Source organism: Mesorhizobium sp. L-2-11 (genome assembly GCF_016756595.1).
Lineage (GTDB): Bacteria > Pseudomonadota > Alphaproteobacteria > Rhizobiales > Rhizobiaceae > Mesorhizobium.
Genome location: NZ_AP023257.1, coordinates 4,339,359 through 4,351,964, shown reverse-complemented (window position 1 = coordinate 4,351,964; position 12,606 = coordinate 4,339,359). Strand labels below are relative to the sequence as shown.

Here is a 12,606-nt window from a genome sequence, read left to right as displayed (position 1 = left end):
GACCAGCAAATTTCGCGCCGCAAACGTGGCGGGGCGAAAGCAACTGTGTTAATGGCGCGGCAGACCCCCCGGACGACAAGGATCTCAAGCATGGCAACAGCAGCGGCAGTGTCGAACAAATTCGAATCCTTCTTCGAAACCACGCTAGCCGATGCCGATCCGGAGATTTTCGGCGCGATCCGCAACGAACTCGGCCGCCAGCGCCACGAGATCGAGCTGATCGCATCGGAAAACATCGTCTCCCGCGCCGTACTGGAAGCGCAGGGGTCGATCATGACCAACAAATACGCCGAGGGCTATCCGGGCAAGCGCTACTATGGCGGCTGCCAGTTCGTCGACGTCGCCGAGGAACTGGCCATCGAGCGTGCGAAAAAGCTGTTCGGCTGCAACTTCGCCAACGTCCAGCCGAATTCCGGCAGCCAGATGAACCAGGCGGTCTTTTTGGCGCTGCTGCAGCCCGGCGACACCTTCATGGGGCTCGACCTGAATTCCGGTGGCCACCTGACGCACGGTTCGCCGGTCAACATGAGCGGCAAATGGTTCAAGGTCGTTTCCTACGGTGTGCGCAGGGACGATCAACTGGTCGACATGGATGCGATCGAGAAGACTGCTCACGAAACCAAGCCGAAGCTGATCCTGGCCGGCGGCACCGCCTATTCGCGCGTCTGGGACTGGAAGCGCTTTCGCGAGATCGCTGACTCGATCGGCGCCTATCTGATGGTCGACATGGCCCACATCGCCGGCCTGGTCGCCGGCGGCGTGCATCCATCGCCGCTGCCATATGCCCATGTGGTCACCACCACCACGCACAAGTCGCTGCGCGGTCCGCGCGGCGGCATGATCCTGTGCAATGACGAGGACATCGCCAAGAAGATGAACTCGGCGGTGTTTCCAGGCCTGCAGGGTGGTCCGCTGATGCATGTCATCGCCGCCAAGGCTGTGGCCTTCGGCGAAGCGCTGAAGCCAAGCTTCAAGATCTATGCCGAGAGCGTTGCCGCTAATGCCAAGGCGCTGGCCTCCAGCCTGCAGGAAACCGGTCTCGACATCGTCTCCGGCGGCACCGACAACCATCTGATGCTGGTCGACCTGCGGCCGAAGAACGCCACCGGCAAGCGTGCCGAGGCAGCGCTTGGCCGCGCCAACATTACCTGCAACAAGAACGGCATCCCTTTCGATCCCGAAAAGCCGTTCGTCACCTCGGGCGTGCGCCTCGGCACGCCGGCCGGCACCACGCGCGGTTTCGGCCAGGCCGAGTTCCGCGAGATCGGCAAGCTGATCGCCGAGGTGCTGGACGGGCTCAAGGCCGCGAATTCCGATGAAGGCAATGCAGCCGTCGAAGCCGCGGTGAAGGCGAAGGTGGCCGCGTTGACGGATCGTTTTCCGCTCTATCCCTATCTCGGTTGAGCTCACGCAAAGTGTCGTCCCTTATCGGCCCGACGAGAAGCACTTTTTCAGCGGGGACGGAGTCCGGAAAGGAGCCTTGACGATGATGCAGATTTTCCGTGTCGCTGGCTTTGGCGCGCTTGGCGTGTTGGTCACATTGACTACCATGCCGTCCGCCGCCCTGGCACAGTCTGCGCCCACCCCAGCCGCACCGAAGACCGAGACCTTCGGCAACTGGTCCACCACGGTGGACGAGATCGATACCGGTGGGGATCTGCGCAAGACCTGCGTCGCCTCGAGTGCCTTTCTCGACGCGAGCGGTACCAGCGGCACGCTCACGCTTGCCATCTCGAACGATGATGCGCTGCCGCCCAACGGCTATCCGACCCTTGTCATCGCCATGAAGAACAAGGACTTGCCGACTGGCGAGAACATTCCGGCGGTGTTCGGCGATGGCAACGGCAAGGTCAAGGCGACCGTCGATGCCATGGCCGGTGCCGGCGGAAAATGGATGTTGAACAACAAGCCCGAGATCAGCCTGGCGCTGCTGCGTGCCATGCGCCGCGCCAGCGCGCTCGATATCGTCTTCTCCGACACCCCGGTCGCGACCGTATCGATGGACGGCTTCACCAAGGCCTATCGCAGCCTCGGCGTGTCATGTGGGTTCCCGACTGCTGACGTCGCGCCGTAATCGGCCGGTATTGTCGTCTCGGTTTGAATTTCGACTAACGACCCCTGGCCGTCATTCGCAACAGCCGCGATGAAAGGATCGATTGAGCCCCTCTACGACTTTCGGCAAGACGCAATGATGTCCGGCTTCAACGAGACTCGTCGGGTTCCGACTGAAGTTATGCCTTCGGTCGTTGAATAGAGTTCGACGGGAAACAAGCGACCGTTCTTGTGCAAGATAGTCTGCTGAAGTGTCCCAAAGTACGCCTGTCATTGCGCAAGCCGCGCCGCGCGTCTGGCGCGTCACGCCTCGGCGCGCTGGCCCAGCCTCGCCCTGGAGCAGATCACCATCAGAAAGGCAGACAAGATGCATGACGACGGACATTTCGATGAAAAGGTCGCGGCGACCTACGATGACGACGGGATGTCGGCCCCAGAGGTCGTCGACCCGGCCGTCGATCTCCTGGCCAAACTCGCCGGAGACGGGCGTGTCCTGGAGTTTGCGATCGGGACGGGTCGCCTGGCACTTCCGCTCGCACGCAGGGGGGTGCAGGTGGAAGGCATCGAGCTTTCGAGGCCGATGGTGGCCCGCCTTCGCGCGAAAAAGGGAGGCGCGGAGATCCCGGTGGCAATCGGCGACATGGCGACGACGCGCGTCGCGGGGCGATTCTCGCTCGTCTATCTGGTCTTCAACACGATCAACAACCTGACATCGCAGGACGCTCAGGTCGCCTGCTTCGGCAACGCGGCCGCGCATCTTGAACGCGGTGGGTACTTCCTGATCGAGGTCGGTGTCCCACCGCTTCAGCGGCTTCCGGTCGGGGAGACCATCCTGGCGTTCGACCACAGCGAGACGCATTGGGGCCTCGACGAGTTCGACGTGGTGAGCCAGAACTTCTCGTCCCATCACATCTGGCTCCGGAACGGGAGATTTGAGCGCTTCTCAGTTCCGTTCCGCTATGCCTGGCCGGCTGAGTTCGACCTCATGGCGCGGCTTGCCGGTCTAACGCTCCAACACCGCTGGAGCGGCTGGAAAAAGGAGCCGTTTCACGCAGGTCAGCGACAAGCACATCTCCGTCTGGCAGAAGGTCGGAGGCTAGGAGGGGTCTTTCGCGGACCGCTGAATCCGACATAGGAAGGCAGTTTAGTCGGCAACCGGCTCGTTCCGATCGGCGAGACAGAGCGCGGTGAACCACCCACAGCAGAAATTCAAAACTGAGACACTACCGTCCGGCATGGCGCTGGCAATTTCTCTCGCGCCTCGCTATCTCTGAGGCGCGCGAGAGGCCACCCCGATACTTTGCCGTTGCGGCAAAAACCTCTAAGCCTTTCGCTCCACCAGAATCGCGAACACAAGGCTGTCCATGCGCTGTCCCTACTGCCAGTCCGAAGATACGCAGGTGAAGGATTCGCGCCCCGCCGAAGATGGTGCGGCGATCCGCAGGCGGCGCGTCTGCCCCGATTGCGGCGGCCGCTTCACCACCTTCGAGCGCGTGCAGTTGCGCGACCTCGTGGTGGTGAAGAAATCCGGGCGCAAGGTGCCGTTCGACCGCGACAAGCTGCTGCGCTCGGTCGAGATCGCCGTGCGCAAGCGCAATGTCGATCCCGAGCGCATCGACCGCGCGGTGACCGGCATCGTGCGCCAGCTCGAAAGCTCCGGCGAGACCGAGGTCGCCTCGGGCGAGGTCGGCCGCCTGGTGATGGAGGCGCTGAAGTCGCTCGACGACGTCGCCTATGTACGCTTCGCCTCGGTCTATCGCAATTTCCGCGAGGCCAAGGATTTCCACGACGTGCTGGGTGAGCTCAAAGGTGACGAGCTCAAGGAAGAGGACGCCGGCTGAGCATGACAAGGCGCAGCCAAGCCGAGCAAGAGGTTCTTGATCGCCGCTTCATGGCGGCGGCACTGAGGCTGTCGCGGAAAAACGCCGGGCGGACCTCGACCAACCCTTCCGTCGGCACGCTGATCGTGCGCGACGACGGCGCCGGGCCGATGATCGTCGGCTCCGGCGTCACCGCTGTCGGCGGCCGGCCACATGCCGAGACCGAGGCGCTGGCGGAGGCCGGCGAGCTCGCACGCGGCGCCACCGCCTATGTCACATTGGAGCCCTGCGCCCACCATGGCCGCACCCCGCCTTGCGCCAGTGCACTGGTCAATGCCGGCGTCGCGCGCGTGGTTGGGGCTGCGAGCGACCCCGATCCACGCGTGTCCGGCAACGGCTATGCGATCCTGCGTGCCGCCGGTGTCGAAGTGGTCGAAAAGGTGCTGCTGGCAGAAGCCGCCGAGCAGATGGCCGGCTATCTCATTCGATCTCTGAAAAAACGTCCGGAAGTGATCCTGAAACTTGCGCTTTCCAGCGACGGCAAGATCGGCATGGAAGGCGCGGGGCAGGTCTCGATCACCGGCGACATCGCCCGGCGCGAAGTCTATCTGATGCGCGCCGAAGCCGACGCCGTGCTGATCGGCATCGGCACGGCGCTGGAGGACGATCCGGCGCTGACGGTGCGGTTGCCGGGGCTGGAGAACCGCTCGCCGGCGCGCATTGTGCTCGACCGCCAGATCAGGCTGCCGGAGACGTCGAAACTGGTCGCCGGCGTCGACCGGGTTCCGCTCTATGTCGCCGCCTGTGCCGAAGCCGACCCGCACCGGCGGGCCGCGCTCGAACGCGCCGGCGTGCGCTTCATCGGCACCGAGACGTATGAAGGCGATATTGCGCTGCCGGAACTGCTTGAGGATCTGGCCGCGCTCGGCATGGCCAGCGTGCTGGTCGAGGGCGGCGCCAAGGTGGCCGGGGCCTTCCTCGCCGAGGGGCTGGTCGACCGCATCGTGCTGTTCCAGGGGCAGGAGCCGATCGGCAAGCGCGGCATTGCATCACCCATCGACGCCAACCATATCCCGGCAGGATTTCGCAAATTGCGCGACATGCGTTTCGGCGAAGACAGCTACGCCGAGTGGATAAGGCCATGATCCCGAAAAGTGGGAACCGGTTTTCGGAAAAGATCATGGCCAAACAATCGAGGCCATGATCCCGAAAAGTGGGAACCGGTTTCGGAAAAGATCATGGCCAAACAAGAAGACAGGATCTGATGTTTACCGGGATTGTCACCGATGTCGGCACCGTCGCTGCCGTCAAGCCGCTGAGAGAGGGCGTCGGCCTGCGCATCGACACCGCCTATGACCCGCAGACGATCGCCATTGGAGCTTCGATCTCGTGCGGCGGAGTCTGCCTGACGGTGACGGCGCTGCCGGAAAGCGGCGCCAACTCGCGCTGGTTCGAGGTTGAGGCCTGGGATGAGGCACTCAGGCTGACGACGGCGATGGGCTGGAAATCCGGCACCAGGATCAATCTGGAGCGGGCGCTGAAGATCGGCGACGAACTCGGTGGCCACATTGTTTCAGGCCATGTCGACGGCACAGCCGAGATCGTCGCACGCAAGGAGGAGGGCGATGCCGTGCGCTTCACGCTGGAAGCGCCGCGCGATCTGGCCAAGTTCATCGCACCCAAGGGCTCGGTCGCGCTCGACGGCACCTCGCTCACCGTCAACAAGGTCGAAGGCACGCGTTTCGACGTGCTCTTGATCCATCACTCGCTGACGGTGACCACCTGGGGCGAACGCGATGTCGGCGACCGTGTCAACCTCGAGATCGACACCATGGCCCGCTACGCGGCGCGGCTGGCGGAGGCTGCGAAAGAGGGACTTTAAGGCCGTTGTTGCTGCCGGAGAGCGGCATGGATTCACACGGTTGGTCCGAACAGGACGAGCACCGCTAACTTAATTCCCGCCTTATTCCGTTCCGTTGGCACCTGCCTGCCGGCGACCTCTCCCCGTAAACCGGGTGAGGGGCGCGGTCATCGATGGTTTCGCCAATTGCCAGCGATGCAAGAAGGGCGCAGGCGTCGCAGCCAGCCTCTTTCTCCCCGTTTGCGAGGAGGAATGCCCGGCAGGGCAGTGAGGGGCAGCGCCGGCTTCGGAGGAAACCCGATAATAAGGCACCTCCCGCATCTCCACCAATCTTCTGCTTGCGATCAAACCGGCTTCGGCCTAAGTCACCGGCGATCCCGGAGACATCTATGGCTGGCACATCCCAACACGGCAAAGCGTTCATTCGGCCGAAGAAGCAGGCCCACCTTCTTGTCATCGAGGCACGCTTCCACGACGATCTTGCCGACGCGCTGCTCGAAGGCGCGACCAGCGCGCTCGAGGAAGCGGGCGCGACATACGACGTCGTCACCGTTCCGGGCTCGCTCGAAATTCCCGCGGTGATTTCCTTCGCGCTCGACGGCGCCGCCGAAGGCGGGCCGAGCTATGATGGCTTTGTCGCCCTCGGCACAATCGTGCGCGGCGACACCTATCATTTCGACATCGTCGCCAATGAATCGAGCCGTGCCCTGATGGACCTGTCCGTGCAGGAAGCGGTCTGCATCGGCAACGGCATCCTGACCACCGAAAATGACGAGCAGGCCTGGACGCGGGCCAGGCGTTCGGAAGGCGACAAGGGCGGCTTTGCGGCGCGTGCGGCGCTGACCATGATTGCCCTCAAGCAACAGTTGGGAGAGCGATCGTGAGCGAGCCCGCATCGCCCGGCCAGCCCGCGGTGCGCCACGCCAACAAGCGCGGTGCAGCCCGTCTGGCCGCCGTGCAGGCGCTCTACCAGATGGATGTGGCCGGCAGCGGCGTCTTCGAGATCACCGCCGAATACGAGGCGTTCAGGCTCGGCAAGGAAGTCGATGGCGCGCTCTATCGCGAGGCCGACGCACAATGGTTTCGCGCCATCCTCGCCGGCGTCGTCGAGAACCAGAAGACCATCGATCCGATCATCCGCCAGGCGCTGACGGAGGACTGGCCGTTGTCCAGGCTCGATTCGACGCTGCGCGCCATATTGCGCGCCGGCGTCTACGAGCTGATGAAGCGCGACGACGTGCCGGTGGCTGTCATCGTCTCGGAATATGTCGACATCGCCAAGGCGTTTTACGAAGAAGACGAGCCGAAGTTGGTCAACGCGGTGCTCGATCGCGTGTCGCGCCGGGTGCGCGGCGAAGGGCGTGGCAAGGACGCTTCATGACCGCCGTCGCCATCGCCGAGGCCGCCAGGGAAGCGCGCCGCACGGCGCTCATCCTGGCCGCTTCGCAGGCGATCATCGGCTCGGCCGCACCCATCGCCATTTCAGTGGGTGGATTGGCCGGGCACTACCTGCTCGGCTCCGACAAGTCGCTGGCGACGGCGCCGATCACCGGCTTCAACGTCGGCGTGGCGCTCGGCGCCCTGCCGGCCGCGGCCATCATCCGTCGGCTCGGCCAGCGCGACGGCTTCATGACCGGGACGATCGTCACTGCGCTCGGTGGTCTGATTGCCACGCTGGCGCTGTTCCAGGCCAGCTTCTGGCTGTTTGCCTTCGGCCTGTCGGTGATCGGCATCGGCGGTGCCTTCGTCCAGCAATTCCGCTTCGCCGCCGCCGACAACGCGCCGTCTGAATTCAAGGCGCGCGCCATCTCCTTTGTGCTGGCCGGCGGCATCGTCACCGCCATCCTTGGGCCGCAGATCGTCATCTTCACCCGCGAATTGTTTGCGCCGGTGATGTTTGCCGGCTCGTTTGCCTCCATCCTGGTGCTGGCGGCGGTCGGCGCCGCCATCCTGTCTTTGCTGCGCATCCCGGCCAAGGCGACGGGCAAAGCGGAAATCGCCGACAGCGACGCGCGGCCGCTCGCCGAGATCGTCACCAGGCCGCGTTTCGTGGCAGCGCTGTTTTGCGCCGTCGGCAGTTATGCGCTGATGAGCTTCGTCATGACCGGCTCGCCGCTCGCCATGGTCGGCTGCGGCCTGTCGACGGACGACGCCACGCTCGGCATTTCCTGGCATGTCATGGCGATGTTCGCGCCGAGCTTCTTCACCGGCGCGCTGATCTATCGCTTCGGCGCCGAACGGATTGTCGCAACCGGCCTTGTGCTGCTGATCGGCTGCGCCGTGGTGGCGCTGTCGGGCCTGGCGCTGTGGCAGTTCTGGACGGCGCTGATCCTGCTTGGCCTTGGCTGGAATTTCGGCTTCATCGGCGCCACCGCCATGGTCGCCGACAGCTACCGGCCATCCGAAAAGGCCAAGGTCCAGGGTTTTCACGACTTCGTCCTGTTCGGCTCCGTCGCCTTCGCCTCGCTGATGTCGGGCGCGGTCTACAACGCCTGGGGCTGGGAGATGCTGAACTGGATCATCTTCCCGGTGACGGTGCTGTGCTTCGTGGCGCTGGGCGTGCTGAAGATGACCGCGCGGCCGACCAGCGCATGACCCCGAACAAGGTTCGATAGACGCCGGTGCGAGGCGCCCCCCTCTGGCTTGCCGGCCAATCTCCCCCACGTGGGGGGAGATTGGATGCCAGCTCGGCTTTCGCCAATCGCCAACGACGAAGATGGATCAGCGGCAATGAAGCTGCCGATCTCCCCCCGTGTGGGGGAGATGTCCGGCAGGACAGAGGGGGGCGCGACGGAGCGCGACGGTCCTGACGTCAGTCCTCAAGTCGCCGCCATCGCACGCGCGAGCTCCTTGCCGGAAATGGATTTCAAACAGCGATTTCCATGACCCGGCCGGGTTCTGACGTGAAAGATAGCGGCTCAACCGAGCGTCACGACCTGCGCGAAGGCTGACGACCACGAAACCGATTTCGAGCGATCCAATCGGGCGGCGGCGATCGCAAGCGTGTTGCCGCCCATTGCTTTGGTGGAAAGCCGGGGGCTTTCGAGCGAAAGCTGGGGCTTTTGGGCGAAAGCCGGGCAAAAACCGAACAATATCTTGACGTTCGCACCCCTGTTTCGCATAAGCCGATGCGAGGAGAGCGGATTCTGCGTGCGGAATCCGCTCCCCGTCTCAACGGCCCAGGGAGGGGTTCTTTTGGGTCATCAATCGAGGAAAATCCGGCAATGACCATAATTTCAGCTGTCATCGCCTGCGGTCTGCTTTCAGTCCTTTACGCCATCTGGGCGACAAAATCGGTCCTCGCGGCCGATCAGGGCAATGCACGCATGCAGGAAATTTCCGCGGCCATCCGCGAAGGCGCGCAGGCCTATCTGGCGCGCCAGTACACCACCATCGCCATCGTCGGCGTCGTGGTCCTGCTGCTCGCCTGGTGGCTGCTTTCGATCACCGCCGCCATCGGCTTCCTGATCGGCGCCGTTCTGTCGGGCGCCGCCGGCTTCATCGGCATGCACGTCTCGGTGCGCGCCAATGTGCGCACCGCGCAGGCGGCTTCCAACAGCCTCGCAGCCGGCCTCGAGATCGCCTTCAAGTCGGGCGCCATCACCGGCATGCTGGTCGCTGGCCTGGCGCTGCTCGGCGTCTCGATCTATTATCTGATCCTCACCCAATTCATGGGCCTTCAGCCCAACGACCGCGTCGTCATCGATTCGCTGGTTTCACTCGGCTTCGGCGCCTCGCTGATCTCGATCTTCGCCCGTCTCGGCGGTGGCATCTTCACCAAGGGCGCCGATGTCGGCGGCGATCTCGTCGGCAAGGTCGAAGCCGGCATTCCCGAAGACGATCCGCGCAATCCGGCCACCATCGCCGACAATGTCGGCGACAATGTCGGCGACTGCGCCGGCATGGCCGCCGACCTGTTCGAGACCTATGCGGTGACCGTGGTCGCCACAATGGTCCTCGCCGCCATCTTCTTCGGCGGCACCGCCGTCCTCAGCGCCACGATGCTCTATCCGCTGGCCATCTGCGGCGCCTGCATCCTGACCTCCATCGTCGGCACCTTCTTCGTCAAGCTCGGCTCCAACGGCTCGATCATGGGCGCTCTCTACAAGGGCCTGATCGTCACCGGCCTGCTGTCGATCGTCGGCCTCGGCATCGCCACCTCGGCAACGCTGGGCTGGGGCGAGATCGGCACGGTCGCCGGCATGGCCATCACCGGCGCGAACCTGTTCATCTGCGGCCTGATCGGCCTTCTGGTGACCGGCCTCATCGTGGTGATCACCGAATACTATACCGGCACCGACAAACGCCCGGTGAACTCCATCGCCCAGGCTTCGGTCACCGGCCACGGCACCAACGTCATCCAGGGCCTTGCGGTCTCGCTGGAATCGACGGCACTTCCGGCGATCGTCATCGTCGGCGGCATCATTTCGACCTACCAGCTCGCCGGCCTCTACGGCACGGCGATCGCAGTCACCACAATGCTTGGCCTTGCCGGGATGATCGTTGCGCTCGACGCCTTCGGCCCCGTCACCGACAATGCCGGCGGCATTGCCGAAATGGCCGGCTTGCCCAAGGAAGTGCGCCAGTCGACCGATGCGCTCGATGCCGTCGGCAACACCACCAAGGCGGTGACCAAGGGTTACGCCATCGGTTCGGCCGGGCTCGGTGCGCTGGTGCTGTTTGCGGCCTACTCCAACGACCTGAAGTTCTTTGCCGCCAATAGCGACAAATATCCTTACTTCCAGGGTATGGGCGAAGTCTCTTTCGACCTCTCCAACCCTTACGTCGTCGCCGGTCTGATCTTCGGCGGTCTGATCCCTTATCTGTTCGGCGGCATCGCCATGACCGCTGTCGGCCGTGCGGCGGGCGCCATCGTCCAAGAAGTGCGCAAGCAGTTCCGCGAGGATCCGGGCATCATGGCCGGCACCTCGAAGCCGAACTATGCGCGTGCGGTCGATCTTCTGACCAAGGCGGCGATCCGGGAAATGATCATTCCGTCGCTGCTGCCGGTGCTGGCACCGCTGGTCGTCTATTTCGGGGTGCTGCTGATCTCGGGTTCGAAGGCATCCGCCTTTGCGGCGCTCGGCGCCTCGCTGCTCGGCGTCATCGTCAACGGCCTGTTCGTCGCCATCTCGATGACCTCTGGCGGCGGCGCCTGGGACAATGCGAAAAAATCGTTCGAGGACGGCTTTACTGACAAGGACCGGGTCAAGCATCTCAAGGGGTCCGAGGCACACAAGGCCTCGGTGACCGGCGACACCGTCGGCGATCCCTACAAGGACACCGCCGGTCCGGCAGTCAACCCGGCGATCAAGATCACCAACATCGTCGCCCTGCTGCTGCTGGCCGTGCTCGCGCACGGCTGAGGCCGCTCGGCCTTCCGGGGCCGAAATACACAACCGAACCCGCGGGAGCGATCCCGCGGGTTCTTCTATTTTGCACGTCCCGCATCAGGGCATTGACGCCCGTGACGCTCCAAAGCTCGTGTTCAAGTCGTCTGCGGCCCGGAGCCTGCGACGCTGGCTTGCTGTCTCAAAACAAAAACCCGCAGGATCGCTCCCGCGGGTTTTCGGTCGCCTGAGATGTTGCTGCTTCCAGGGAAGCAAAAGGAAGGAGGCTGGGATGGGTCAGGTGCCGGGCGTGGCGCCGCCGCCGCCGCCGCCGGGGAGGCCGGGCGCCAGCTTGCTGGCGCCGCCGATGATCTGGCTGAGGAAGTTCTGGTCCTTGCCGCCGGTCGGCGTGGTCCGCGAGATGAAGTCGAACACCTTGCCGTCCTTCAGGCCGTAATTGGCGATCTGGGTCACGCGCCCGTCCTCGCCGAAATAGACGGCCAACACCTTCTGGTCGACCAGCCTAGGCTTGTCGAAGGCGACGTAACGCTTGCGCGTCTGTGAAATGTAATAAAAGGCCTCGTTGTCGAAAGTCGCCTTGGTCGACGGGGTGCCGAGCGCCAGAAGCACCTGTTCGCGGCTCGAGCCGACCGGCACCAGGTCGATCGCCTGCTGGTCGATGACGTAGCCCTGCGTCAGCGTCTCGCTCGGATTGAGATCACCGATCATCTTCGACGAGTTGCAGGCGCAAAGCGCCGAAGCAACCACCAGCAGCGAGATCGCGCCGGCGGATCTCGGAAAAGCGGACCTGGGCAGAAAAGTCGACTTGAATTTCAGCGCGCGCAACTACAACTCCATTAGCTGGCCGCAACTTGCGCTGGGCCGCAAAACCGGTAAACCAGCTTGCTCGCCGATGCAACAAGGCCACTTCAACAAACGGTCCCCGGGAGACCACCCTCAATGTTCCAGCGCCTTTTTGGTCGCGAACGTCACGCCAACCGCGCTATCACCGAGGCGCTCTACGCACAAATCGTGGCAGCGGCGCGGCAAACCGTGTTTTATTCCGACTGGAATGTCCCGGACACGCCGCTTGGCCGCTTCGAGATGCTGTCGCTGCACATGTTCCTGTTCCAGCACCGGCTGCGCGGCGAGGGTGGTGTTGCCGGGGAGGTCGCCCAGGTGCTGATCGACGAGTTCTTCATGGATGTCGAGCATTCGCTGCGGGAACTCGGCATCGGCGACGTCGGCGTGCCGAAACGCATGAAGAAACTGGCGAAGATGTTCTATGGCCGCACCGCCGCCTATGACGATGCGCTGGAACGAAACGACCATGACGCCCTCGTCGCGGCGCTTGACCGCAATGTCAGGCCCGATGCCGCCACCTGGCCGCAGGCGACGCATCTGGCCGGCTACGTCGCCGATGCCGCCAGACGACTCGCCGAACAGCCGACCGAATCGATTGTTTCCGGCACTGTGGCATTCCCCGTGGCCCAGACTATTTAAGAGAAACAAAGCCTATCCAAGAAACAAGACTATCCAAGGA

At 63.8% G+C, this 12,606-nt stretch carries 12 protein-coding genes; 11 read left to right on the top strand and 1 reads right to left on the bottom strand.

Translation table 11 applies throughout. The features are described 5' to 3' along the window. The first annotated feature begins 90 nt into the window (after nt 1–90). The 10 genes from glyA to JG739_RS20845 all read left to right on the top strand — a co-directional run bounded on the left by glyA (nt 91) and on the right by JG739_RS20845 (nt 11,099). A complete protein-coding gene (glyA, locus tag JG739_RS20890) occupies nt 91–1,404 on the top strand; it encodes a serine hydroxymethyltransferase (protein ID WP_202363185.1) in 1,314 nt (437 codons plus the stop codon). A gap of 82 nt (nt 1,405–1,486) precedes the next feature. Next, nucleotides 1,487–2,074, top strand: a complete 588-nt coding sequence (locus tag JG739_RS20885) for a hypothetical protein (protein WP_342216417.1) — start codon at nt 1,487–1,489, stop codon at nt 2,072–2,074. Between the two features lie 345 nt (nt 2,075–2,419). After that, nucleotides 2,420–3,187, top strand: a complete 768-nt coding sequence (locus JG739_RS20880) for a class I SAM-dependent DNA methyltransferase (RefSeq protein WP_244749498.1) — start codon at nt 2,420–2,422, stop codon at nt 3,185–3,187. 229 nt (nt 3,188–3,416) lie between these two features. Beyond that, a complete protein-coding gene (gene nrdR / locus JG739_RS20875) occupies nt 3,417–3,893 on the top strand; it encodes a transcriptional regulator NrdR (RefSeq protein WP_023798407.1) in 477 nt (158 codons plus the stop codon). A gap of 2 nt (nt 3,894–3,895) precedes the next feature. After that, nucleotides 3,896–5,017: a bifunctional diaminohydroxyphosphoribosylaminopyrimidine deaminase/5-amino-6-(5-phosphoribosylamino)uracil reductase RibD gene (ribD, locus tag JG739_RS20870; protein ID WP_446720508.1), complete on the top strand. Its 1,122-nt coding sequence runs from the start codon at nt 3,896–3,898 to the stop codon at nt 5,015–5,017. 119 nt (nt 5,018–5,136) lie between these two features. After that, nucleotides 5,137–5,754: a riboflavin synthase gene (locus JG739_RS20865; RefSeq protein WP_202363184.1), complete on the top strand. Its 618-nt coding sequence runs from the start codon at nt 5,137–5,139 to the stop codon at nt 5,752–5,754. A gap of 368 nt (nt 5,755–6,122) precedes the next feature. Further along, entirely contained in the window at nt 6,123–6,617 is a 495-nt protein-coding gene (gene ribH, locus JG739_RS20860; RefSeq protein WP_202363183.1) for a 6,7-dimethyl-8-ribityllumazine synthase, read from the top strand. Continuing rightward, nucleotides 6,614–7,114: a transcription antitermination factor NusB gene (gene nusB, locus JG739_RS20855; RefSeq protein WP_202363182.1), complete on the top strand. Its 501-nt coding sequence runs from the start codon at nt 6,614–6,616 to the stop codon at nt 7,112–7,114. Before ribH ends, nusB begins: the two co-directional genes overlap by 4 nt. After that, nucleotides 7,111–8,328, top strand: a complete 1,218-nt coding sequence (locus JG739_RS20850; protein WP_202363181.1) for an MFS transporter — start codon at nt 7,111–7,113, stop codon at nt 8,326–8,328. Before nusB ends, JG739_RS20850 begins: the two co-directional genes overlap by 4 nt. 629 nt (nt 8,329–8,957) lie before the next feature. Continuing rightward, nucleotides 8,958–11,099: a sodium-translocating pyrophosphatase gene (locus JG739_RS20845; RefSeq protein ID WP_202363180.1), complete on the top strand. Its 2,142-nt coding sequence runs from the start codon at nt 8,958–8,960 to the stop codon at nt 11,097–11,099. 261 nt (nt 11,100–11,360) lie between these two features. Here JG739_RS20845 and JG739_RS20840 read toward each other — a convergent pair whose 3' ends face one another. Next, the gene (locus JG739_RS20840; RefSeq protein WP_202363179.1) at nt 11,361–11,909 is read right to left on the bottom strand and encodes an outer membrane protein assembly factor BamE; all 549 of its coding nucleotides are present in this window, start codon (nt 11,907–11,909) and stop codon (nt 11,361–11,363) included. 114 nt (nt 11,910–12,023) lie between these two features. On the opposite strand from JG739_RS20840, the gene JG739_RS20835 reads away from it, so the two are divergent. After that, nucleotides 12,024–12,566: a ubiquinol-cytochrome C chaperone family protein gene (locus JG739_RS20835; protein ID WP_202363178.1), complete on the top strand. Its 543-nt coding sequence runs from the start codon at nt 12,024–12,026 to the stop codon at nt 12,564–12,566. Nucleotides 12,567–12,606: the final 40 nt, after the last annotated feature.